The following is a 24423-nucleotide window of genomic DNA, read 5'->3' as shown; positions in this document are numbered from 1 at the left end:
TTCCTCACCGCATCATTGCACAGTGACGACCAACACCGGGCGATAAGCCGTGTTGGAGTGGGTTCGCGAGGCGTAATCCACCGAACCGCTGGCGCCGTAGTTCTGCGCGGACTCCACGTCGAACGACAGCAGCTTGTTGCCGCCCTGTGCTGTGATGGCCTGGCTGCTCACATCCAGCGCTACCTGGGTGTTCACAGCCGGAACGCTCCAGCTGGTAACCAGTGAGGAATTGGCCGGGCGGTTATTCCAGGTGACCGAAGTCTCGTCCCAGTTCGCATCCACCGTCTGGTAAAGCTTATGCGTGATGCCAGCCATGCCTACCGAGGTTGGCGTCAGGCGCAGCGAAGCGCTGACAATGGTGCCTTCTACGCTAGACAGGTCAAACTTGAACATGCCCTTGCGTGCATAGCTCACCGCATCAGACTTCACGGTCACCGTGGTCGCCGTGCCGAAATTGCTGCTCGCGTAAGTACCGTCGCGCACGTAAGCATCGGCAGCTGGCGACAGCGTCGACAGGTTGCTCAACGTGAAGTGCGAAGCGAATGACTTGCCGCCCGAACCGTTGACCGCGATTTGCAGCTTGATGGTCGGCGAGGTTTGCACCACCGTGATGCCCGGATCGGTCGACAGCACCGTCGTCGCGGCGCGATTCACCTCAATATTCAGGTTGCCGGTATTGAGCTGGGTCGGATCGGCAACCGCCACTTGCAGGTCCGTGCCGCTTTGCTTAAGTACCACTGCCGACTTCTTGTCGCTGGTGACCAGCGGCTGGCCGTTGGCGTTGACAGTCTTGCTGCTGTCGTTCCAGAACACCAGGCCGGTAACTCCCTGCGAGGTGTCTTTGACTGCGCTGGCAGCAGTCGAACGTTCCAAGACCGTGATGCCGGTGTTGGCCGCGGCGGCCGCCACCTGCTCGGCAGTGCGGTTTGGCAGCATGATGTAGGTGTAAGCTGCATTGGTCGGATTCACGCCATGGTCCAGGGCCAGCGACAGATAATTGTCAGTGTACTGGGCGGTATCCAAGTTTGAGCCAACGTCGCTCCACGCGCCCGAGCGCTGCTCGCGCAGGCCAGCCACGGTGGTGCCGCTGTCGGGGAATACATAGCCGATATCGGAACCTGGCACGCTGCCCGCGAGATGCGCCCAGCTAGTACTCGGCATGGCTTCGGCCCAGGGAATCATGGAGTCTTTCGCCGTATTGTTGACGGTCAGAACTTCCTGCCCGTCTTCCGAAAGCTTACGGTTCTCCACGATCGTTTCCACCGATTTGCCATCCGTGGTAGTGATGCCGCTGCCGACCGCCACGACCTTGTCGCCAAACAGGAACCAGGCCTTTTTACCAACCAGCGGAGTTCCGGTCACGTTCAGGGCGGCGAAATCCATGCCGACAGCTGCGAACTGCTTGTTCAGTTCAGCACCACCGACACCGGTCTTGGTATTGCCATAGAACTTCCAGTCAACCAGCGCTGCGCTGCTGTGATCCGTGGTGATGCCGGCCAAGCGCTGCATGTCGATAGTTGCCCAGTAATTGCCGCCGTACTGGGTCTGGTCGCCGTTGTACAGGTAGGTCATGCCCATGCCGGTCCACCAGCCCTTGCGGTTCTCCTGGTTACCGGTTTCAAAGGCGGACATGCGCTTGGAGAACATCGACAGGCCGAACGCAAAGCCCGGCTGGCGCATCAGCACACGATCACCCGATGGGTAGACGCGCGTTTCAAGCGGTTCGTCCGCCCCGACGACATTGGCGTCGTTCATGATCGCCTTCAAGCTCGTGATGTCGGAGCCGGACATCACATTCATCACGCCCGGCGTAGCCGTCTGCATCGGAGTGAAATAGCTGGCACCGAACGAGGTGTCGCGCTGCAGCCAGCCTTTCAGCACGGCGTTGATCTGAGCGCCCTGCTCGGCCGGCAGCGATTGGCCCAGCGCGAGCATATTGCTGACGATCCCGCGGCCGGTCAGGTGGTCAGAGCCATACTGGCGGGTGATCGTGCGGCCACGCTGGGCATCCATCATGGCGCCGTTGTACATCACAGGACGGAAGGTGTTCATCGCCCAATTGAAGGCGTTGGACTTGTTTGGATCGGTAACATCCCAGCTGGAATTGGAGAGCAGGTAATACAGCTTGGAGATATCGCTCAACAGCACGCCGCCATAGCCGCCGGCGTAAGGCTCGTGGGTATGCTGGATGAAGGAGCCATCGGCATAGAAACCGTCGCCGGTGGTGACGTAAGGGAGAGTCTGGCTAATCGCATCGCGGCCCGCCGCGATCTTGCTCCCGTCCTTGCCCAGCATGCCGCGCATCACCAGGATGAATGCTTTGTCGAGGCGATTGGCGCCAGTTTCAACAGCGGTACCGGCGGTGCCGTCCGGTTTCAGGCGTGGGCTGGCGTAAGGCACGAAACGGTCGATCGTAGTCAGCAGCGCGGTGCGGCGCTCGATCGGAAAGATATCGTACATCGAGTAGACCATATTGTTGATCTGCTGCGGCGTACCGATTTGCCAGTCCCACCAGTTATCAAATTCGACGGTGTTGACGTTGTAATAGTTTTGCAGCATCCAGTCGATGCCATCGTAGACAGCTTGCAAGACGTCTGGATTGTTTTTCAGGTTGGCGTTGCCGCCCTTGTAGGCGTTAGCCAACGCCCCCAGGCGCGTGAAGCTGCCAGTTACGTTGGCCGATTTGGTCCAGTCTGCCAAGTCCGGCCATAGTGAGTTACGGCCTGCATCGCGCAGCATCGTGTCCCAATAAACCTGGGCATTGTCCTGGCCCTGGGATTTGGATGCGATGACGTCCGGGTCGTTATTGTCGACCGGGCCGCCACGCAGGGCCCATTTCGCGCGCATATCGTCAAATTCGTCGGCGCGCGCCGCGCCGCCAAGCATTGCACCCTGGGCCAGGGTGGCCACTACCAGACTGCGCAGCAGCCAGTTCTTCTTCTGAAGCATGTCTCCTCCTCCGTTGATTGATCCCGTAATGAGCGCCAGGCATTGGTATCGTTATCACACAAGGGCAGAAAAACATACCCCGGTCAGGCGCTGCTGATGTTTTTGGTGTTATGGGATAACGTTATCACTCAACAAGCGCGCGCCGCAACGAAAATCTCACAGATTCTCACGCTGTGTTGCATTATGGTTGCGGCGCCGAGAACATTAGGGGATTAGCGTTTTTCGCTGGCCAGGCGTTTTTCGAGGAGTGCACGGGCGCCGGCTACCAGGGCGACGCATGCCTTGTTGTCAACGTAGGCCGAATTGCCCTCTTTTGCTGCGCGCTCCTGGCGTCCCCACAGGTCATTGATTGCCGGATGCGCGGCCACCAGCACGTCGCACTTCATGGCTTCCACTTTGGCGAAACTGCTGCGGAAAGTCGCCACCAGTTCTGGGTGGTCGGTGAAGCGGTAGCCGTCGGCCGAAATGGCGGTCAGGCTGTCGCCGTAGACCATGTTCTCGCAATGCCCTCCTTCGCAGGACTCCCACGACCAGGTGGTGCCGCCTGGGGTGTGGCCGGGGGTGCTGTGCGCGGTGACGGCCAGCGCGCCCAGTTTGACTACTTCGCCGTCCGCCACGGCTTTTACTTTAACGGAGCCGGGGAATTTGTCTAGCGTGCCGAATTGAGGATCTTCCTTCGGCGAGACGCCGGTACGCAGGGTCTCCACGTTGCCGGCGCCTGCCAGCACGGTGGCGCCGCTCAGTTTCTGCAAAAGCGAGATGCCGCCGGCGTGATCGTGGTGAGCGTGGGAACTGAGGATGTATTTAACGTCCTTCAGCTTGAAGCCGAGCGCGCGGATATTGTCCGCCACGATCTGACCGCCCTTCTCCGTCGCGCCATCAATAAGGATATGGCCCTTCGGCGATGTAATCAGCACAGCGCTGATGCCGGCGGTGCCGACGTAGTAGCTGTTGCCATAAAGGGGGAACGGCTTTTGCGCGCCGTTCCAGTCGTCCGAATGCTCGGCGGCGCCGGCAACGCTGGCCAGGGCGGCCAGCACCATGGTGGTGATCAGTTTCTTCAAGTTCTCTCCTGGGGGGTGATGTACAGGCCGGAATGCATTTGCGACCCACGGTCGCCACGCCGGTAACTGCGGTAGATTGGTTCGCCGGCGGCATCGCGCTTGCAGCAAGTGCAGCCGCCGACGTGTTCGATTTCCTGCACGCCGGCTGCGCGCAGCTGCTGTTCGGCGATGGCGCGCAGATCAAGGTGGCGGAACGTTGGTACGGCTTCGGGTCCGAATTTGCGGGCAAAGTCGTTCGCCAGTTCCTCACTGACCTCATAGCATTGAGCGCAAATAGTGGGGCCGATCGCTGCGGCGATTGAAGCGCCCTGCCCCATTTCATCCAGCGCCGCCGGGATGATGCCGTCGTACAGCCCGCGCCAGCCAGCGTGCACGGCCGCCACCTGCGAAGCATCGCGACGCGCCAACAGCAGCGGCACGCAGTCCGCGGTGATTACGCTGACAGGCAAGTCCGCAACCGCGGTGTGGAAACCGTCCGCATCGCCAACCGCCTGTTCTGGCGCGTCGATCGCGGCAACGCGGGTGCCGTGCACTTGCCGCTTCACCGGACGCAGGGCCCAAAGCTGCTCTAGGACTGGAGGGACCAGCGCCTCGGCACATCCAAAGCCATGACGGATTCCGGGGATACTGTTTAACAGACTACTTGCGACCATATTAGCCTTTGTGTGACATTTGTCGCAATCATAGGCGTGTTCAGGTGGTTTGGCAAGCGAATCAATGAATTTCAGCTATGGGTTTTGCGGGCGAGCTTTTCGCAGTTATGGCTACCGCCGGCGAAGGACAAAGTGCCGACATGGCCATCCTTCTGGTCATAGCGGGCCGAGTAGCCATGCTTGCAGAAGGTAGTGATCTTGTCAGTCTCAGCGCCAATCTTCTGCCAGCCCTGGGAAGCCAGGATGGAATCGGTCTGCTGGGTTGGGATGTCGGAGCGGCCGAGATAAGTAGTCGCCGTCCAGCGCTGTTTTTCAGATATCGCCGTCGCCGGGCAAACGCCGTCGGTATACAGCCCACCGCAGAACTCCTTCAGCGCTCCGCTGACAAAAGCTTTGGCTTCAGGACTGTGGGCACGCGCATTCGACAACGGTTCCGGATTCAGCGCCAGGAAGGTCCAGACGACCACGAAAACGGTGAACAGCGCGATGCTTACTTTGTGAAGTAGCGGCATTTGAGCGTTTGACGATGGATGAAATACCCAGATTATACGTTGCCCATTGTCAACTATTAAAAACAAAGTCGGGGTCAGGTCGAGCAAATGGACAAATCGCGCAGCGATTTGTCCATTTGCTCGACCTGACCCCGACTTTCAAGAAAAAAGACGGCGTCCGCGGGGGCGGTACGCCGTCAAGGGCTAATCAAACTGTCGTGTTAGTTCCAGTCGCCGCCCAGGGAGCGGATCAAGGCGACGGTGGTGACCGCGCGGTCGCCGCGCAGTTGCACTGCGTTGCGTTCGACGGCTGCCAGGTTGCGCTGTGCGTCGAGCAGGTCCAGGTAGCTGGATCGGCCGGCATCGTACAGCTTCTGCGCGAGGTCGGCCGAGCGGCGGGCCGAGACCAGCGCGTCGTCGATCTGTGCGGTCTGGCCGCCCAGGATGCGCAATCCTGCCAGGTTGTCTTCTACCTCGGCGAAGGCGCTCAGCACGGTCTGGCGGTAGTTGCCTACCGATTCTTCCAGTGCTGCTTCGCTGCGCTTGACGTTGTTGCTGTTACGGCCGCCGTCGATCAGGGGCATCGACAGCAAGGCGCCCAGCACCCAGGAGCGGCTGCTCCATTTGAACACGTCGCTGAAGTGGCCGGCTGCGCCGCCGCCATTGGCGGTGATGTCCAGCGCCGGGAACATGGCCGCACGCGCTACGCCGATGCGGGCGTTGGATGCTTCCATGGCCTTCTGTGCGGAGGCGACGTCGGGACGGCGTTCCAGCAGCGAAGATGGCAAGCCAGTCGGGATCGCGGGCAGCAGGGCCGAATCCAGCAGCGGGCTATTACCCGCCGAGTAGGCTGCTGCGGGCTTGCCCAGCAGGACTGCCAGTGCGTGCTCGGTGGTGGCGCGGCGGCGTTGCAGGCCGATCGCTTCTGCGCGGGTGGTCGACAGCTCGGTCTTGGCGCGGGAGAGGTCGAATTCACCAATGTCGCCCAGGTCGAAGCGGCGTTGGTTGACCTTCACACTCTCTTCGCGCAAACGGACCGTCTGCTCCACAGTCGCCAATTCGGCGTCCGTGGCGCGCAGGCGGAAATAGGTCTGTGCCACGTCGGCTTGCAGCGACAGCAGGACGGAGCGGTAGTTCGCTTCCACCTGTGCGGCGTCGCCACGAGCCGCGGCCACATTGCTCGATACCCGGCCAAACAGGTCCACCTCGTAGCTCGCCGTCAGGGTCGCGTTGTAGGTGTTCTGCGGCGCTACGTCAGCACCGGCCGGCAGGCCCAGGGACAGCGCCGAGTTGCGGGCGCGCTGGGCGCCCACACCGACGCCGACCTGCGGGATGCGGTCCGCTTCGGCGATGCCGGCGATGGCGCGCGCCTGCTTGACGCGGGCGGCCGCCACGGCCAGGTTGGCGTTGTTGCGGGTGGCTTCGGCGACCAGCTCATTCAGGGCCGGGTCGCCAAAGGCCAGCCACCATTCACCGCGCGGCTGGCGCTCGGCGTTCTGGGCTTGCTTCCAGCGGGTGCCGTCGGCAGCCGTCACCACTTGCGACTCCTTGAAGGCGCTCGGGGTGTCGACTTGCGGCTGCTTGAATTCAGGTGCGGCGCACGCCGTCAGCAGAAGTGCTGCCAGCAGCGGGGCCACGCCCTTTGCAATCATACTTTTCATATTAGTGGGTCCCTTCCAGTTGCGGGGCGGCGTCATCGGCCACCGGGGCTTTCTTCTCAAGGCGTTTCGCCAGGGTGCGCAGCAGGACGTAAAACACTGGCGTCAGGAACAGGCCGAAGAAGGTCACGCCCAGCATGCCGGCAAACACCGCCACACCCATTGCATGACGCATTTCAGCACCTGCACCAACCGAGAACACCAGCGGTACCACACCCATGATGAAGGCGATCGACGTCATCAGGATCGGGCGCAGACGCAGGCGGCAAGCTTCCAGCGCGGCCTGCAGGATGGTGCGGCCATGGTCTTCCAGTTCTCGCGCAAACTCCACGATCAGGATCGCGTTCTTCGACGCCAAACCAACCAGCACGAACAAGGCAATCTGCGTGAACACGTTGTTGTCGCCGCCGGTCAGCTTGACGCCAATCAGGGCGCACAGGATCGACATCGGCACGATCAGGATCACGGCCAGCGGCAGGGTCCAGCTTTCGTACTGGGCGGCCAGCACCAGGAACACCAGCAGCACGCACAGCGGGAACACGTAGATCATGGTGTTACCGGCCAGGATTTCCTGGTAAGTCAGCTCGGTCCATTCGTAGCCCATACCCTTCGGCAGGGTTTCCTTGACGATGCCTTCCAGCGCAGCCTGTGCCTGGCCGGACGAGAAGCCTGGAGCCGGAGCGCCATTGATCTCGGCCGATACGTAGGCGTTGTAGCGCTCCACGCGGTCAGGGCCATAGCTGTCTTTCACGCGCATCAGGGACGACAGGGGAATCATCTCGCCTTTGCCGTTGCGGACTTTCAGCTGTGCGATCTGCTCGGCTTGCGAACGGAATGGCGCGTCAGCCTGCACGCGCACCTGATAGGTACGGCCGAACTGGTTGAAGTCATTCACGTACAGAGAACCAAGGTTGATCTGCAAGGTCTGGTAGATGGTCTGCAGCGGCACGCCCAGTTGCTTGGCTTTGGCGCGGTCGATGTCCGCGAACAGCTGCGGCACATTGATCTGGAAGCTGGAGAACACGCCGGCCAGGCGCTTGTCCTGCCATGCCTTCATCTGGATGGCCTGGATGGTCTTGTACAGTTCATCGTAGCCGGCGTTGTTGCGGTCTTCGATCATCATCTTGAAGCCGCCGGTGGTACCCAGGCCGTTCACTGGCGGCGGTGGGAAGACCATCACGAACGCGTCCTGCACGGCGCCCATGCGCTTGTTGATTTCCGCGGCGATGGCGGCACCCGATTGCGACGGGTCGGTACGCTCGTGGAATGGCTTCAGCGTGGTGAACACGATACCGGCGTTCGGCGCATTGGTGAAGCCGTTGATCGACAGGCCAGGGAATGCGACCGATGCGTCCACGCCAGGGATTTCCTTGGCGATGTCGGACATCTTGCGGATCACCTGGTCGGTGCGTTCCAGCGAGGCAGCGTCAGGCAGTTGGGCAAAGCCCACCAGGTACTGCTTGTCCTGGCCCGGCACGAAGCCGCTTGGCACGATCTTGAACATGATGCCTGCGGCAGCGGCCAGCACCAGGTACACGACGACCGAAGCCGACTTGCGCTTCAGGACGCCTTGCACGCCGGTTTCATAGCTGTGCGAAGCGCGGTTGAAGAAGTTGTTGAACCAGCGGAAGAAGCCGCCGAACAGCTTGTCCATGACGCGGGTCAACGCGTCTTTCGGTGCGTCGTGCGGGCGCAGCAGCGTTGCCGACAGGGCCGGAGCCAGGGTCAGCGAGCAGAAGGCCGAAATGACGGTCGAAATAGCGATGGTCAGCGCGAACTGGCGATAGAACTGGCCGGTCAGGCCGGACACGAAGGCGATCGGCACGAACACGGCGCACAGCACCAGGGCGATAGCGATAATCGGGCCGGACACTTCTTTCATGGCCTGGATCGTCGCATCGCGAGCCGACAGGCCGTTGGCGATATTACGCTCCACGTTCTCCACCACCACGATCGCATCGTCGACCACGATACCGATGGCCAGCACAAGGCCGAACAGCGACAGCGTGTTGATCGAGAAGCCGAAGCCGATCATGACCGCGAAGGTGCCGACGATCGATACAGGCACCGCGATCAGCGGGATGATCGATGCGCGCCAGGTTTGCAGGAAGATGATCACCACCAGCACCACCAGGGCAACCGCTTCCAGCAGCGTGTGGATCACGGACTTGATCGATTCACGCACGAACTGGGTCGGGTCGTACACGATGTCGTAGGCCACGCCTTCCGGGAAGTCCTTTTTCAGTTCTTCCATCTTGGCGCGCACATTGGCCGACAGCTCCAGCGCATTGCTGTTCGGCGCTTCGAAGATACCGAGACCGACTGCGGACTTGTTGTTCAGCAGCGAACGCAGGGAGTAGCTGTTGGAGCCCATCTCGATACGCGCCACGTCTTTCAGGCGGGTCAGCGCACCATCGTCATTGCTCTTGATGATGATGTTGCCGAATTCCTCGACGGAGCTCAGACGGCCCTGGGTGTTCACGGTCAGCTGGAAGTCGGCCGACTTGGACGGCGCAGCGCCGATCACGCCGGCAGCCACCTGCACGTTTTGCTCGCGGATCGCATCGACCACGTCGGACGCGGTCATATTACGGCCGGCGACCTTCTGTGGATCGAGCCAGACGCGCATGGCGTAGTCGCCGGCGCCGAAGATCTGCACGTCGCCCATGCCTGGAATACGGGCCAGCTGGTCTTTCACATTCAGCACGCCGTAGTTGCGCAGGTACAGGTCGTCGTAACGGCCGTTCGGCGACAGCAGGTGGACCACCATTGTCAGGTTAGGCGAAGACTTCACCGTGGTCACGCCGATCTGGCGCACTTCTTCCGGCAGGCGTGGCAAGGCGCGCTGCACACGGTTCTGCACCGCGGTTTCAGCCTTGTCGACGTCGGTGCCGATCTTGAAGGTCACGGTCAGCATCAGCGCGCCATCGCTGGTGTTTTGCGAGGACATGTACAGCATGTTCTCGACACCGTTGATCTGCTCTTCGAGCGGCGCGGCGACGGTTTCCGCAATCACCTTAGGGTTCGCGCCCGGATAAACGGCGCGCACCACGACCGATGGCGGCACCACTTCCGGGTATTCGGAGACGGGCAGCTTGAAGATCGAGATCAAGCCCGCTACGAATACAATGATCGATAGAACCGCCGCGAAGATCGGTTTATCGACAAAGAAACGTGAGAAGTTCATTGTTTATTCCTTGTTTTTCTTGGCTTCGGTGGCGGCCACTTTTTCGGCTGCCATCGGGTCAAAGGTCATTTCAACCATTTGCGGCGTGATCGGCGCACCGGGGCGCACGCGCTGCAGGCCGTTGACGACGATCTTCTCGCCTGGTTTCAGGCCATCGCGCACCACGCGCAGGCCGTCGATGTTCGGGCCCAGCACCACAGGACGGTATTCCGCCTTGTTTTCGGCGCCGATCACGTACACGAACTTGCGGTTCTGGTCAGTGCCGACGGCGCGGTCGTTGATCAGCAGCGAATTGCGGGTGGCGGTACCGCCGTCCAGCTGGACGCGGGCGAACAGGCCCGGCACCAAGGCGCGGTCCTTGTTGTCGAAGGTGGCGCGCATGCGCACGGAACCGGTGCGGGTATCGAGCTGGTTGTCCACGAATTCAAGCTTGCCCTCATGCGGGAAACCGGCTTCGTTGGCCAGTCCGACCTTCACGGCGACCGGCTCGCCTTTGTGGGCCTGGCCGCCGACGCGCAGGAAGGTGTCTTCGTCGCCGTCAAAGCTGGCGTAGATCTTGTCCAGCGAAACCACGCTGGTCAGCACGGCATTCGGATCAACCAGGTTGCCGAGGGTGATCTCTGCCTTCGACACACGGCCGTTGATCGGCGATACCACCTGGGTGTAGGACAGGTTCAGGCGCGCTGCTTCCGCTGTTGCGGATGCGGCGCGGGCCGATGCGTCCAGCTCTTTCAGCGCCGACGAACGTTCGTCGAATTCGCGCTGGGCGATGGCTTTATCGGCCAGCAGCTTTTCAGCACGGACCAGTTCCACTTTCGCCAGGTCGGCCTTGGCGCGCGCCGAATTGGCGGCGGCGTCGGCGCGGCTGGCTTCTGCCTGGAATGGACGCGGATCGATTACGAACAGCACGTCACCCTTCTTCACCTCGCTGCCAGGCTTGAAGTTCACGGCAGTAATGAAGCCGCTGACGCGTGGACGAATTTCCACGTGCTCGATCGCTTCGATACGGCCCGAGAATTCCTGGGTCTCTGCGACAGACTTCTGCACTACAACGGCTGCCGATACCGGCGGGCCGCCTGCTGCAGGAGCCTGGCTTTCGGCTGCTTTGCTATTTGCATTGCAGCCGGACAGGATGGCCGCCGCCAGTCCGCCCATCGCCAATGCGGCAACCAGCGGCCGCACAAGAGTGGATATTTGATTCATCTTCTTCATTCTTAACCTCTTGGGGGTGAGAGTAATAAATTTTGGCAAAAAGGAGCCCATGTGCCTCGCAGGCACTATTTTTTAAACGACTGTTTTCTGGTAAACCGGCTCTACGCCGACGGCTGTTCCGGGCCGTCGATGGCGCTGATAAAACTGGCCATCTCTTTCAACGCAAAGCCCCTGCACGCGCATTCGTTCCTGGCTCCCGGCTCTTGCAGTGGCGCCGGTGGCATGCGTCTGACTGTTGTCTTTACTCCGCAGGCGATCAATTTCGCCCCGTATTGTTCTGCTTCGTCCCTCAGCGGGTCGTCTTCGGCCGAAAGGATCAGGGCCGGCGGTAAATTTTTCAGTCGGCTCGATTGCAGCGGCGACGCGTAAGGGTGGGCGCGGTCGGCGGCATTCGGCAGGTAGCCGCGGTAGGCGGCGGCACAGGTATTTGCTACCTTCATCTGGTCTGGACAGTTCGGCAGCTCGCGCATCGAACAGGTGGACAGGCCCGGATCCAGCATCGGCATGATCAGGATCTGGCCCGCCAGCGCTGGGCCGCCGCGGTCGCGCGCCATCAGCGCGGAGACAGCCGCCAGGTTGGCGCCGGCTTCAATACCGGCGGTCAGCAACTGCTTGCCGCTCCACGCCAGCTTGGTCTTGTTCTTTTTGGCCCAGGCCAGCACGGCGTGGGCATCTTCAACTGCAGCCGGGAACGGGCTGACGGTCGCCAGGGTGTAATTGGTCGCCAGGATCACGTGGCCTGGATTGCACGTGACCAGGTGGCGCAGGAATTCGTCCGCCTCCTCCAGGTCGCCGGCTACAAAGCCGCCACCGTGGAAGAAAACAATCAGCGCATCGCGCTTGGCGGACGGATTCCCGGCCAGGTACAGGCGTGCGGCGAGCGGACCCTGGGCCCCGCGCACTTCGAGTTCGCGGATCTTCAGGTCCGCCGGCGCCTGCGCCGTCATTCTTTAGCCTCCGTTGCGGCCTGACCGCTGGCCGAGGCCAACATGGTCTGCGCCGGCACGGCGCCAAAGCCTACCTGCGCGCCGTAAGAGTATTCGTCGGTATACAGGACGCCTGCCAGGGCGATCGCGCCCAGCGCCAACGATACCATTGCAAAGAATCCATCCCGGTTACTCATGACTGCTCCTTTTCTCTGTAACTTAAAGCCACTTTAATCGTTCCCATCGCGGGAAGGTCAATGGCTTTTTCATGCTGCAATACGGTAATAATAAACTTCCACTAGAATAAGAAAAATACACTAATGTTGAATTGATTGTTCAGAATCTCGAACAATGGGGTGGAACCATGAATAAGCTGCAAGCAATGGAAGTCTTTGTCCAGGTGGTCGACGCCGGGGGCTTCACACGCGCCTCGGAAACCCTGCAACTGCCCAAAGCCACCGTCTCTACCCTGGTGGCCGGACTCGAAACGGCCCTCTCGGTCAAGCTGCTGCACCGGACCACGCGCCATGTTTCGGTCACCGCCGACGGCGCCGCCTACTATGAGAGATGCCTGCGCATCCTGGCCGACGTGAAGGACGCCGAGGAATCGCTGTCGCGCACCCGACTGAGCCCGAGCGGCCGGCTGCGGGTCGATGCGCCGACCGGGCTCTCGAATGAAATCCTGGTGCCTGCCCTGCCCTCGTTCTTTGAACAATACCCGGATATCCAGCTTGAACTGGGCTGTAGCGACCGTCCTGTCGATTTGATCGAGGAAGGCGTCGATTGTGCAGTGCGGGGCGGCCAATTGGCCGATTCCACCCTGATCGCACGGCGCGTCGCCTTGCTTAATTTTGTCACCTGCGCGGCGCCTTCCTACCTGGAGCGCTTCGGCACGCCCAGCCATCCGCGCGACCTCGAACGGCACCGCTGTATCAACTATTTCTCGTCCAAGACGGGCAAGATCTACAACTGGGATTACACGCGCGACGGCGAGCGCATCGAAATGACCTTGCCGGGCGTGGTGGCGCTGAACGATTCCAATGCCTACCTGACCGCCGGCCTGGCCGGTCTTGGCATCATCATGATGACGGACGTTCAACTGGGCAACCACGGCGCCAACGGCCGCCTGGTGCGCGTACTGGAAGACTGGGTCACCGACCCGCTGCCTATCCACGTGGTCTACCCGCAGAATCGCCACTTGTCGGCCAAAGTGCGCGTCTTCGTGGAATGGGTGGCAGACCTGATGGCCAGCCACCCTCAAATGCGCCTGCGCCCATTGGCCGCCGCCGCAAACCCGCCTTTGGAGCTGACTGCATGAGCGAACGTATTGTTTTCCTGGACCGAGACAGCATCATCGCCGACATCCGGCATCCCGCCTTCGCGCATGAATGGGTGGAATACCCTGCGTCCAGCGCGGCCGAGGCTATCGAGCGCTTGCAAGGGGCGACGGTCGCCATCAGTAATAAAGTGCCGCTGCGCGCCGAGGCACTGGCTGCCCTGCCCGGCCTGAAAATGATCGCGGTGGCCGCCACCGGTACCGACATCGTCGACCTGGCTGCAGCACGCGAACGCGGCATCGTAGTGTCGAATATCCAGGGCTACGCCCATGCAGCCGTGCCGGAGCATACTTTCGCGCTGATGCTCGCACTGCGCCGGCAGTTGCTGGCCTACCGCACAGACGTGGAAGCGGGCATGTGGGAGAAGTCGCCGCGCTTTTGCCTCTTCCACCACCCGATCCGCGACCTGCATGGCAGCCGCCTTGGCCTGCTTGGTTACGGCGACCTGGGCAAACAAGTCGCGCACCTGGGCCGCGCATTCGGCATGGAGATCGTGGTACACACCCGTACCCCAAGCGACGACCTGGGCGTACGCAACGTCAGCTGGGACGAGCTGCTGGAGACCTCCGACGTCCTGAGCCTGCACGTTCCGCTGACAGACGCCACCCGCAACATCATCGGCACGGCCGAACTGGCGCGCATGAAACCGAGCGCCATCCTGATCAACACCGCACGCGGCGGCCTGGTGGACGAAGCGGCACTGGCCGATGCCTTGCAGCGCGGCGTGATCGCGGGCGCCGGCTTTGACGTTCTGTCGAAAGAACCGCCGCTACCGGACAATCCTTTACTGAAGCTGCGACTGCCCAACTTCCTTCTCACGCCCCACTCGGCCTGGGCCAGCGGCCAGGCCATGCAAGGCCTGGCGGACCAGCTGATCGACAATATCGAAGCCTTCATCGCAGGCCGCCCGGCCAACCGCGTCGCATGAAGCGCGCACGCTACAAGGCTGGCCTGGGCACCTACCTGGCGCTCTCGTTCTGCGCTCTGGCGATGTTGATGGGCGGCGTGCTGGCCGCCATCATCGGCCACTCCGCCGGCAACCAGGTCAAGGACGATATCGGCAGCGCCCTGTCGGACCTGGCCCTGCAAGCCGCTGACAAGCTTGACCGCAATATGTTCGAGCGCTACCGCGAACTGCAACTGCTGGCGCAGCGTCCCGACATGGGTGCGGCCGCCACGCCGGAAGCGCGCCGCGCCACGCTGGAACAGCACCAGCGCAGCTATCCCCAATATGCCTGGCTGGGAGCCACCAGCGGCGACGGCCATGTGCTGGCGGCTACCGGCACCCTGCTGGAAGGCGCCGACGTCAGCGAGCGTCCCTGGTACCGCAATGCGCAAGCCGGCACCTTTGTCGGCGACGTACACGACGCCGTGCTGCTGGCCAAGCTGCTGCCCTCTCCCGGCCCGGACGTACAACGATTCGTTGACCTGGCCTTTCCCCTGTCCGACGGCAGCGGCGTGCTGGGCGCCCACCTGTCCTGGCAATGGGCGCGCGAACTGGAACGCTCGGTGATCGCACCGGCCAGCGTCCACCGGGAAGTGCAAGCCATCATCGTCGACCGCCAGGGCAAGGTCCTGCTCGGGCCGCCGGGCCTGCAAGCCAAATCCTTGCCGCTGCCAGGCAAGGAAGCCGGCTACCGCGTCGAGCGCTGGCAAGATGGTGTCGACTACCTGGTCGGCTATGCGCATACGCGCGGCCACGCCGCCTACCCAGGCCTGGGATGGACTGTCTTGGTACGCCAGCGCGTCGATAGCGCCTGGGCGCCGGTGCGCGCCCTGCAGGAGCGCGCGTGGTGGATGGGCGTGGCCATGGCCGCCCTGTTCTCGCTGCTAGCCTTCCCGCTCGCCAGCCGCATCGCCCGCCCCCTGCGCGAACTGGCCGATGCCGCCGACCGCATCCGACACGGCGAGGCAGCTGCGCTGCCGCAGCTGGCGCCTTACGCCGAGGTGCAGGCGCTGTCGCGCACCCTGATCTCCCTGGTGGCCAACCTGGAAGGCCGCGTCAGCGCCCGCACCCGCCAGCTGCGCGAAGCCATGCAACGCATTGCCGCCATCATCGACAGCGCGCAGGATGCCTTCATCGCCGCCGATACCGATGGCCTGATCAGCGACTGGAATCCGGCCGCCGAGCGCATGTTCGGCTGGACGCGCGAGGAAGCCGTGGGCAAGAGCTATATCGGGCTGATGGTGCCGCAGCGTTTCCGCGCCCAGCAGGAAGCCGCGCTTGCCGCCGCCCGCGGCAGCGACTCCGCCAGCTTTGGCCGGCGCGTGCAACTCACCCTGATCCGCCGCAACGGCGAGGAGCTGACGGTGGAAGCGAGCGTCAGCCGCCCTGCCGACGCCTTGTTCACCACCTTCCTGCACGATATTTCCGAGCGCCGCCAGGTGGAGGAAATGAAGAACGAGTTTATCGCCACCGTCTCGCACGAGCTGCGCACGCCGATGACGTCGATCCGCGCCTCGCTGTCGATGCTGATCGAGGGCGGCGCCGGCGAGTTGCCGGCGGACGTGCAGCACCTGGTCAACATTGCTTACCAGAGCAGCGAGCGCCTGGTGCGCCTGGTGAACGACGTGCTGGATATTGAGAAGATCGAAGCGGGCAAAATGGAGTTCCGCAGCGAAGAACTGACCGTCGCCCCGCTGCTGGAAGAAGCCTTCAATGCGGTGCGCGGCAGCGCGGCCCAGCGCCCCGTGGCTTTGGAACGCCAGGGCGATGGGCGTGGGCTGAAAGTGCGCGGCGACCATGACCGCCTGGTTCAGGTGCTGGTCAACCTGCTGTCCAACGCCATCAAATATTCACCCCAATTCAACACCGTGACCCTGGCTTGCGCCGCCGTACCGGAAGGCGTGCGCCTGTCCGTCAGCGACAACGGGCCCGGCATCCCGCTGGAATTCCGCTCCCGCGTCTTCGAGAAGTTTGGCCAGGCGGATAGTTCCGATACGCGCCTCAAAGGCGGCACTGGCCTGGGCCTGGCGATTTGCCGCGCCATTGTTGAACAGCATGGCGGCAGCATCGGCTTTGAGACGGAGGAAGGCCAGGGAACGACCTTCCACGTGGTACTGCCGGCGTCTAATTGATGTCGCGCTGCCAGCCGGCCTTGCGGTTCATCACGCCCCACTTGGCCTCGCCGCCGCGCGCCCACTTATAGAGTCCCACCAGGCGCCACCAGCTGTTCAACTGGCGGTAGCCGAAGTTCTCCGCGACCACCACGGCCGCCAGCAATAAAAGCTGGCCTGGCCGCTGATAGAGGTGGAAGGAAATCTCCTCCAGCAGCAGCCCGAAGGCGGACAGCAGGATACCCAGGCCGATCGCCACGAACAGGAAGATCACCGCCGAATCCCAGGAGATCCAGCCCTGCCACCAGGCCACGGCCATAAACACATAACCAAGCATTTCAACCAGGGCGCCCAGCCATTCGAACAAGACGAAGAATGGGAAAGCCAGCCAGCCCGCAACGCCGCCGTGACGGCTGAACATCAGGCCCCAGTTGCTGTTCAGGCTTTCCGACAGGCCGCGCTGCCAGCGGATGCGCTGGTTGCGCAATTGCTTGCGGTCTTCCGGCGCCTCGGTCCAGCACACCGGGTCGGCCACGAATTCAATCTTGTAGGGAATGCCGCGCTCACGCAGCTTGCGGTGCATGCGCACCACCAGTTCCATGTCTTCGCCGATGGACTTCGGCGTGTAGCCGCCCACCGCCACCACGGTCTCCTTGCGGAACAGGCCGAAGGCGCCGGAGATGATCAGCATGCCGTTGATGACGGACCAGCCCAGGCGCCCGAACAGGAAGGCACGCAGGTACTCCACCACCTGGAAAAGCGCCCAGGGGCTGCTCGGCATGCCGACCCGGGTCAGGAAGCCGCCGCGCACCTCGCAGCCATTGGCGATGCGCACCGTGCCGCCGCTTGCCACCATCTGCGGGTCGCCGAGGAAGGGCCGCACCAGCCGTTGCAGGCTGTCGCGCTGCAGGATGGAGTCGGCATCCACGCCGCAGAACAGCGGGTAACGTGCTGCATTGATGCCGGCGTTCAGGGAATCGGCTTTGCCGCCGTTGGCTTTATCGATCACGCGCAGGTTCGGGAAACGCGTGGAGCGGTAAATCGTGCGCACAGGCTTGGTCTCAAGCTGGATGCGGTACGCCTCCGGGAAAGGCACCAGCGCAAATTCCTCGGTCAGCACCTGCAGCGTGCGGTCGGTCGAGCCGTCGTTGACGACGATGACTTCCATCTCCGAATACGACAGCTGCAGCATCGAACGCACGGAAGCGGCGATCGTGGCTTCCTCGTTATAGGCCGGCACCAGGATGCTGATCGGCGGCTCCAGCGCGGAATACACCTGCGGCAGGTCGTCCAGCACTGCTTCCTGGGCACGCCGGCGCAGCGCGAACATGGCGAGGAAATTGAGCAGCAGGTAGCCGCCATTCAGCAGCACGAAGTAGACCAGCACGCAAATGGTGATGGCGTGGATTACTTGCGAGTCGGGCTTCACGCCACCTCCATTTCGGCCGCCACCTGCGCCAGCATGTCGGCGGCATAACGGTCGCCGGAATTGCGCAATTCGGCCAGTTCAGCCGTGGTCAGGAAGGGTAAGGACAGCAAGGCATGGGCCGCACGGTAGCGCACCCACCACTCCGGGTCGGACAGCAAGGCGCGCAGCCGCGCGACGTCGCTGCGATCGCCCAGTTCGCCCAGCGCACGCACCGCCTGCAGGCGGATTCGCCAATCCTTGCTGTCCAGGTGACCGCGCACCTGTTCCAGTACGGCTGGCGTACGCGCCAGGCGCAAGGCGGCCAGCACAACTTCCGCCTGGCCGCTGGCCAGGTAGCCCTTCAGCTGCGGCTGCGGCAAGTCGATGCGCAAGGCCGCCACCAGCCGCAAGGCTTGCGGCAATTCTTCCGGGGTCACGCGCAACAAGGCCAGGGCCAGCACCAGCTGCCATTCGCTGCGGGCGTTCTGCAAGATGTTCGCCAGCTGGGACAAGGGCCAGTCGTCGCGCCGCAGCAGCAAAGGCGCCATTTCCTGCGCCGAACGTTCTGCGTCGGTCTGCACCAGCGCCCACAAGGCATGCACGGAGGACGCGCTGTCGGCGGCATGCGCCGCTCGCGCCAATGGCGCCCATGATTCCCGGTCGCGCATATGCCCCAGCGCCAGCGTCGCCAGCAGGCGCTCTGCGCGGTTGCCGCGCACCAGCAGTACACGCATATTGGCGTCGCAGCCGAGGCGGCGCGCGATGGCGTTCAAGCCTTCGCTCGCCTCGCCACGCACGGCTTGCTGCAGGTGCAGCCATAATTTGATGAACAGCACGCGGTCGCGCTGCGCCAGCTCCGGCAGATTGCCCACCTCGTCGCCGGCGATCGCTGCATTCAGCAAGGGCCGCCACTTCAGCGTCAAGGCTTGTTCGCGGCGCTGCAGGCGAAGCATCGCGAAACGCAGCCAGACGATCTGCAGGCCGACCAGTACCGTCAGCGCCATGGCGCCTACGCCGGTCCAGAGTGCGACCAGCAGGTAGATATCGGAAGGCGGCTTGTAATCCAAACTATTCCTTCAGGTGGCGGCGCACACGCGCCAGCAATTCATTGGGTTGGAAAGGCTTGACCACATAATCGTTGGCGCCCTCGTCGAGCGCGCGCACGATATCTTTTTCAGTGTGCTTTGCCGTCAGCATTACGATCGGCACTTCCTGCCAGCCGGCTTGGGCGCGGATGATGTGCACCAATTCGAAACCGTCGATATAGGGAAGCATTACGTCCAGCAGCACCAGCGATGGCGGTGTGTTGGTAGACATGATTTCCTTGCGCGCCGCCAGCCCGTCGGCCGCAAGAGTCGTCTTGTAGCCTTGCCGTTGCAGGATAAACGTCAGGATTTGGCCAATATGTTCGTCGTCTTCAATTACAAGAATGGATGTATCCGGCATATGTTCTCAAGTCTTATTGCGCATCGAATTCCGCGGCGGCCTTGGCCGACCACAGGGCCTCATTATAGGTCGCAAAGGGAATATCGTAGCGCTCAACCGAACCATCTTCGCCAATAAAATAAGTCCACCATCCGGCTGGATCAGGCACCAGCGCGATGTCGCGGGGCTTGCAATGCTCGTGCAAGTCGTCCCCTGCTTCCAGGGTGATAATGCGGGTCTTGCGGTGCCGGATCAGCGTAGCCATGGCGCGTACTCCCGATGATTGATGCAAACATTGTAATGCCTTATTCGCGCCAGGGCGACAACTTAGCCCTGCCCCAGCCGCTGCCGCAAAAAATCGATAAACAGCCGTGCACGCGCCGGCAAGTGACGGGTTTCGGTCAAGGCATGCACCATGATCGGTTCCATATGCCAGTCAGTCAGAACGCGCTGCAGGCGGCCGGTCTGCACTTCATGTTTGGCGAGCAGCGGGTCGAGGGCGGAGATGCACAAGCCGTTGGCGGCAAAGGACATGCTGAGGGCCGCGCTATTGGTGGCGTAGCGCGACTGCGCCATCACCTCCACCACTTCCTCGCCGCGATACAGCTTGCGCCAGATCTCCGGCACGCGGCTCGAGAAAAAGCGTCCGCACATGGTGTGCCGCATCAGGTCGCAGGCATGTTCCAGCGGCGGCATCTTGGCCAGGTAGACCGGCGAGGCGTACAGGTAGCGCGGCATCATTGCAATGCGCCGCACCACCAGGGTGGATGGCGCCGTCGGCGGCTGTCCCATGCGGATCGCAACGTCGAAGGGTTCCGACTGCAGGTCCACGGTACGCGATGAAATATCGAATTCCATCTTGATGTCCGGGTACATGTCGGCGAACTCCATCAGCACCGGCGCCAGGTAGCCCACGCCAAAACTGGACGTCATGGTCACGCGCAGGATGCCGGCCGGCTTTTCCGACCAGTCCAGCAAGGCCTCGTGGGCGTTCATCGCTTCTTCGACGATGCCCTGGCAGCGCTTGAAATAGGCGTCGCCCGCCTCGGTCAGCTCCACCTTGCGGGTTGAGCGGTGCAGCAGGCGCAGGCCGATGGACTTTTCCAGTTCGGCGATATTGCGCGATAAGGTGGAATTCGACATGTCCAGCGCCTCGGCGGCCGCGCGGAAGCTTTTGCGCCTGGCCACTTCGACGAACAAGCGCATGTGGTGCAGCCTATCCATTCATTGCTCCATTTTTGGGATATTCAATTCGATTATAAGCATTTATCCCAACAATGAAACAGTTCACAATGCGCTTACTTCGACCTTTAGCAGAAAGGAAACGCAAATGGACAACACCAAACCCTCCCTGTTCGACGAAATTTGCAAGCTCCTGGCAGGCCTGGTTTTCAGGGCAGGAGGATCTCCCTGCTGACTTGCTGGATATCCCGTTTGCCGCAGAAGGCCATCGAGATATCCAGTTCGTTGCGGATGATGTCGAGGCAGCGCGTGACGCCTGCCTCGCCCATCGCCCCCAGCCCGTACAGGAAGGGGCGGCCGATGTAGACGCCGCGGGCGCCCAGCGCCACTGCCCGCAGCACGTCCTGGCCGGAGCGCACGCCGCCGTCCATATGCACTTCGATTTGCCGGCCCACCGCCTCCACGATGCCCGGCAGTGCAGCGATCGACGACGGCGCGCCATCGAGCTGGCGGCCGCCGTGATTGGAAACGATCAGCGCATCGGCGCCGCTGTTGGCGGCGAGTCGGGCATCCTCGGCATCCATGATGCCCTTGATAATCAGCTTGCCACCCCAGCGTTGCTTGATCCATTCGACGTCGTTCCACGACAGGCTCGGATCGAATTGCTGGCTGGTCCACGAAGACAGCGAGCTCATATCCGACACTGATGTCGCGTGGCCGACGATATTGCCGAACTGGCGGCGCGACGTGCCCAGCATGCCGGCGCACCAGCGCGGCTTGGTCGCCATATTCAGCATATTGGCGATGGTCAGGCGCGGCGGCGCGGACAGGCCATTGCGCAAATCCTTGTGGCGCTGGCCCAGCACTTGCAAGTCCAGCGTCAGCACCAGCGCCGAACAATTGGCGACCTTGGCGCGGTCGATCAGGCGGTTGATGAAATCGCGGTCCTTCATCACATACAGCTGGAACCAGAACGGCTTGGTCGTATGCGCCGCCACGTCCTCGATCGAGCAAATGCTCATGGTCGACAGCGTAAACGGTATGCCGAATTTTTCCGCCGCGCGCGCGGCGAGGATTTCACCGTCAGCATGCTGCATGCCGGTCAGCCCGGTCGGCGCGATCGCCACCGGCATCGCCACTTCCTGCCCCACCATGGTCGTGCGCAGGCTGCGGTTATTCAGGTCAACGGCCACGCGCTGGCGGAACTTCAGCTTATGGAAGTCCTTTTCATTAGCGCGGTAGGTGGATTCAGTCCAGGAGCCGGAATCGGCATAGTCATAAAACATGCGCGGCACACGGCGCTTGGCCAGGCGGCGCAGGTCTTCGATGCAAGTGATGAGTGTCATTCCTGAATATTAACGCAGGAATTGCACCACGACTGAGATCATCGCCATGTTGATTGCAGTTTGTATAGCGATGCCTTTCAGGAGCGCCTTATTGACGGCCTTTTCGAGCTCCGCCTTGGTTGCGAGTGACTTGATTTCGAATTCGAGACGCTGTTCAAGACGTTGAGCCGCATCAGCGACGGCGCGTTCAATTTCACCCTTGAAGCCATCTAATCGTCCCTGCATTGCATCAAGTTGCCGTTGCATTAAATCAAGTTGCGTCTGCAAGTTGGCAATGTCCGACTTCGTTGCCATTTCTTGACGCAAGGTCGCGACTTTGCCCAACAAATCGTCGACTTTCGTTTCCAAAATTGCGATCCGCACGTCCATGTTTTCATCTTTAGGCATGGCCATTTCTCCGTCAAGCAGGCACAGGTACGATTCTGCGCGCTTAACGGCTGTGCGAATTTGATCCAGCTCAGTGGCGCTTGAGGACTTCCTTGCGGAACCAGTCGTCGAGCATTTGCTTTTCGTAGCCGTATGCTTCCTGGTTGTAGCGGTTGCTGCCCATGAGGTAGCCGGGGTCGGAGATTTCGCTGTCGCCGCTGGCGACTGATCGGCCATCCTGCTCGATGCTGTAGCGCAGGTGCATGCGCGGCCAGTCGGCCTGGCCTTTCAGCACGCGGACCTCTTGTATTGAGACGCGCGGGAATTCTTCGCCGGCCAGGTCGATATCGAGGATATCCACTTTCAGCACCTGCCCCGCCGGCAGTTGCTCGGACAAGCGCTTGAAGTGCTCACGCAAGGCGAACTGCATATCTTCCCGCTTGTGGAAGTCATGCGGCACATCGGTCATCTTGTCGATACCGACGAAGGTGACGTTGGCAGTGGCAAAGGCGCTGGCCGAAACCAGGAGCATTACGGCGGCGGCACCAACGAGAATGAGTTTATTCATACCTAAAGTATAGCCCTCTCCAGCCTTATTGTCCCAGGACCGCCATCGCGACCGGAAGAAGGCCAGTGCCGGCGTGCAATTGTTTTGCGCTGAAAAGTAAAAAGGGTCCACACCTTCCGGTATGGACCCTTCTCAATTTGGTGCGGCTGGCAGGAATCGAACCCACGACCCCTTGGTTCGTAGCCAAGTACTCTATCCAGCTGAGCTACAGCCGCTTAAGGCAGGAGTATAGCATGCACCTACGCTACGTGGAAGTGGCGATAGGGACAGTGCGGGTCACTGCTGGCGCTGCCCGGTGAATGTGCCCTGCAGTCCGCCATTTGCCATCGACTGCCACACGCCCATGACGGCGCCCGTCTTCGGGTTAACGTTGCCCATGAATTTGCTGCCCCCTGCACTGCCTTGGGCGCTCATGGCCAATTCGCCGTCGGGCGTCACGGTGCCGCTGACCTGGAAGGCCACATTGAATTTCTTGGACTTGCCCATGCCAGTCACTGCGCCGCTGGGCGCGACCATCACGTTCACCGTACCATTGTCGTCGCCCATGAACTGGGCGGTGTACACGCCCGCGATACCGCCGCCATCTTCACCGCCACGTACCGGCGCAGCCGGTGCGTAGGAGGCACGCTGTACCGAGCCCTGGCCGGGCGTAGTTGCCTTGATCGAATTGGCAGCATTGCGCTGCGATGCGGCCGACGTCACCTGGATCAGCTGCGGTTTGTTACGGATGTCCTGGACGATCTTGTTGTAGTTGTCCAGCAGGCTGGCTGCGATCAGTTTGCCCTCTGGAGTCTTGGAATAGCCGCCCGCGCTGGCCCAGCCAAAGCCACCCCAGCCCCAGCCGCCGAGGCTGAAGTTCATCTTGCTGGCCTTGCCCTCGGCACTTGCGACCTGGATACCGGAACGCACATCGGCAACCAGCAGCGTCGTTTCCGCTTCCTTGAACTTCACACCGCCAGCCAGGCCACCAAGGGTACCGAGCATACCGGGCATGCGGCCAAGCAGGCCGCCTACAGCGCCGCCCACGCCGCCACTGTCATCGCTGAACTGGATCGCTGGCGTCATGACGAAATCGGCTGCCTGCAGTTGTCCGCCGCCGACATTGGAACCTTCCTGGAATTGGCCGCCCGCGGCGAGGGCACGTTCTTGCTGCAGGTTTTGCATGGCCACGCCACGCTCCACCACGGTGAAGCAGCCGGACTCCTGGGCGATCATGCGCAACATAGTGGACGGCGAGCCCAATTTATAGTGCCCGAGGTGGGTCAGAATCTCGCTTTGTGGCTCGGCAACAGCCAATGTCCCCAGGCTGCTGGAACACTTTTCAATCGCGCCCTTACCGTCACTGTCGGCAAAGGCAGGCAGGGCAAGGGCGAAGCCGAACAGGCCTGCCAGCAGAGCTGGGAAAGTCTTGGACATAGTCGACGGTTACCTTTCTGATAATTGCAAAATGCGCATTATAGTTTAGGCACGTCGAAAAGAAAAATGCCCCGATGATCTCTCATCGGGGCATTTTCTTGAATCTGGTGCGGCTGGCAGGAATCGAACCCACGACCCCTTGGTTCGTAGCCAAGTACTCTATCCAGCTGAGCTACAG

At 61.8% G+C, this 24423-nt stretch carries 21 protein-coding genes and 1 tRNA gene; 3 read left to right on the top strand and 19 right to left on the bottom strand.

What is annotated here, in order from left to right; genetic code table 11:
- Positions 1–12 precede the first annotated feature (12 nt).
- The 9 genes from AC1RTP_RS19325 to AC1RTP_RS19285 all read right to left on the bottom strand — a co-directional run bounded on the left by AC1RTP_RS19325 (position 13) and on the right by AC1RTP_RS19285 (position 12337).
- Positions 13–2949: a polysaccharide lyase family 8 super-sandwich domain-containing protein gene (locus AC1RTP_RS19325; RefSeq protein WP_498609589.1), complete on the bottom strand. Its 2937-nt coding sequence runs from the start codon at positions 2947–2949 to the stop codon at positions 13–15.
- Between the two features lie 212 nt (positions 2950–3161).
- Complete coding sequence (gene blaSMB / locus AC1RTP_RS19320) at positions 3162–4013, bottom strand: SMB-1 family subclass B3 metallo-beta-lactamase (RefSeq protein ID WP_498609587.1); 852 nt, start codon at positions 4011–4013, stop codon at positions 3162–3164.
- Positions 4010–4546, bottom strand: coding sequence for a purine nucleoside phosphorylase YfiH/LACC1 family protein (locus AC1RTP_RS19315; protein ID WP_498609585.1), 537 nt, complete (start codon positions 4544–4546; stop codon positions 4010–4012). The genes blaSMB and AC1RTP_RS19315 overlap by 4 nt, the downstream gene beginning before the upstream one ends.
- 191 nt (positions 4547–4737) lie before the next feature.
- Positions 4738–5178, bottom strand: a complete 441-nt coding sequence (locus AC1RTP_RS19310) for a hypothetical protein (protein WP_498609584.1) — start codon at positions 5176–5178, stop codon at positions 4738–4740.
- 200 nt (positions 5179–5378) lie between these two features.
- Positions 5379–6818 carry an efflux transporter outer membrane subunit gene (locus tag AC1RTP_RS19305; RefSeq protein ID WP_498609582.1) on the bottom strand — a complete coding sequence of 480 codons (1440 nt, stop codon included), beginning with the start codon at positions 6816–6818 and terminating at the stop codon, positions 5379–5381.
- Between the two features lies 1 nt (position 6819).
- Entirely contained in the window at positions 6820–10002 is a 3183-nt protein-coding gene (locus tag AC1RTP_RS19300; protein WP_498609581.1) for an efflux RND transporter permease subunit, read from the bottom strand.
- A gap of 3 nt (positions 10003–10005) precedes the next feature.
- Positions 10006–11214: an efflux RND transporter periplasmic adaptor subunit gene (locus AC1RTP_RS19295; RefSeq protein WP_498609579.1), complete on the bottom strand. Its 1209-nt coding sequence runs from the start codon at positions 11212–11214 to the stop codon at positions 10006–10008.
- A 101-nt stretch (positions 11215–11315) separates the two neighbouring features.
- Positions 11316–12161 (bottom strand): alpha/beta hydrolase, encoded by an 846-nt coding sequence (locus tag AC1RTP_RS19290; RefSeq protein ID WP_498609577.1) that lies wholly within the window; start codon positions 12159–12161, stop codon positions 11316–11318.
- On the bottom strand, positions 12158–12337 hold the full coding sequence (locus AC1RTP_RS19285; protein WP_498609575.1) for a hypothetical protein: 180 nt from the start codon (positions 12335–12337) through the stop codon (positions 12158–12160). The genes AC1RTP_RS19290 and AC1RTP_RS19285 overlap by 4 nt, the downstream gene beginning before the upstream one ends.
- A gap of 167 nt (positions 12338–12504) precedes the next feature.
- Here AC1RTP_RS19285 and AC1RTP_RS19280 point away from each other — a divergent pair, with 167 nt between their 5' ends.
- Genes AC1RTP_RS19280 through AC1RTP_RS19270 form a run of 3 tightly spaced genes read left to right on the top strand, consistent with a single transcriptional unit; the run spans position 12505 to position 16555 of the window.
- Positions 12505–13458 carry a LysR family transcriptional regulator gene (locus tag AC1RTP_RS19280; protein WP_498609573.1) on the top strand — a complete coding sequence of 318 codons (954 nt, stop codon included), beginning with the start codon at positions 12505–12507 and terminating at the stop codon, positions 13456–13458.
- Complete coding sequence (locus tag AC1RTP_RS19275; protein WP_498609571.1) at positions 13455–14405, top strand: D-2-hydroxyacid dehydrogenase; 951 nt, start codon at positions 13455–13457, stop codon at positions 14403–14405. Before AC1RTP_RS19280 ends, AC1RTP_RS19275 begins: the two co-directional genes overlap by 4 nt.
- Positions 14402–16555: a sensor histidine kinase gene (locus tag AC1RTP_RS19270; protein WP_498609570.1), complete on the top strand. Its 2154-nt coding sequence runs from the start codon at positions 14402–14404 to the stop codon at positions 16553–16555. Before AC1RTP_RS19275 ends, AC1RTP_RS19270 begins: the two co-directional genes overlap by 4 nt.
- Here AC1RTP_RS19270 and AC1RTP_RS19265 read toward each other — a convergent pair.
- The 10 genes from AC1RTP_RS19265 to AC1RTP_RS19220 form a co-directional block, all read right to left on the bottom strand.
- Entirely contained in the window at positions 16548–17963 is a 1416-nt protein-coding gene (locus AC1RTP_RS19265) for a glycosyltransferase family 2 protein (protein ID WP_498609568.1), read from the bottom strand. The two genes, AC1RTP_RS19270 and AC1RTP_RS19265, sit on opposite strands and share 8 nt — an antisense overlap.
- Complete coding sequence (locus tag AC1RTP_RS19260) at positions 17960–19009, bottom strand: HEAT repeat domain-containing protein (protein WP_498609566.1); 1050 nt, start codon at positions 19007–19009, stop codon at positions 17960–17962. The genes AC1RTP_RS19265 and AC1RTP_RS19260 overlap by 4 nt, the downstream gene beginning before the upstream one ends.
- A gap of 1 nt (position 19010) precedes the next feature.
- Positions 19011–19388, bottom strand: a complete 378-nt coding sequence (locus tag AC1RTP_RS19255; protein WP_498609564.1) for a response regulator transcription factor — start codon at positions 19386–19388, stop codon at positions 19011–19013.
- Positions 19389–19401: 13 nt separating this feature from the next.
- Positions 19402–19632 (bottom strand): hypothetical protein, encoded by a 231-nt coding sequence (locus tag AC1RTP_RS19250; protein ID WP_498609563.1) that lies wholly within the window; start codon positions 19630–19632, stop codon positions 19402–19404.
- 62 nt (positions 19633–19694) lie between these two features.
- Positions 19695–20591: a LysR family transcriptional regulator gene (locus AC1RTP_RS19245; RefSeq protein ID WP_498609561.1), complete on the bottom strand. Its 897-nt coding sequence runs from the start codon at positions 20589–20591 to the stop codon at positions 19695–19697.
- Between the two features lie 167 nt (positions 20592–20758).
- Positions 20759–21895, bottom strand: coding sequence for an alpha-hydroxy acid oxidase (locus tag AC1RTP_RS19240; protein ID WP_498609560.1), 1137 nt, complete (start codon positions 21893–21895; stop codon positions 20759–20761).
- A 9-nt stretch (positions 21896–21904) separates the two neighbouring features.
- On the bottom strand, positions 21905–22282 hold the full coding sequence (locus tag AC1RTP_RS19235) for a hypothetical protein (RefSeq protein WP_498609558.1): 378 nt from the start codon (positions 22280–22282) through the stop codon (positions 21905–21907).
- A 70-nt stretch (positions 22283–22352) separates the two neighbouring features.
- Positions 22353–22829 carry a DUF3016 domain-containing protein gene (locus AC1RTP_RS19230; protein WP_498609557.1) on the bottom strand — a complete coding sequence of 159 codons (477 nt, stop codon included), beginning with the start codon at positions 22827–22829 and terminating at the stop codon, positions 22353–22355.
- Positions 22830–22967: 138 nt separating this feature from the next.
- A tRNA-Arg gene (locus AC1RTP_RS19225) sits at positions 22968–23044 on the bottom strand.
- 61 nt (positions 23045–23105) lie between these two features.
- Positions 23106–24245, bottom strand: a complete 1140-nt coding sequence (locus tag AC1RTP_RS19220; RefSeq protein WP_498609555.1) for a CsgG/HfaB family protein — start codon at positions 24243–24245, stop codon at positions 23106–23108.
- Between the last annotated feature and the right edge of the window lie 178 nt (positions 24246–24423).

The sequence above is a fragment of the Pseudoduganella sp. GW821-FHT11H04 genome (genome assembly GCF_058807935.1).
The sequence above is the reverse complement of the archived record's forward strand: the minus strand, read 5'-3'. Positions and strand labels throughout refer to the sequence as shown.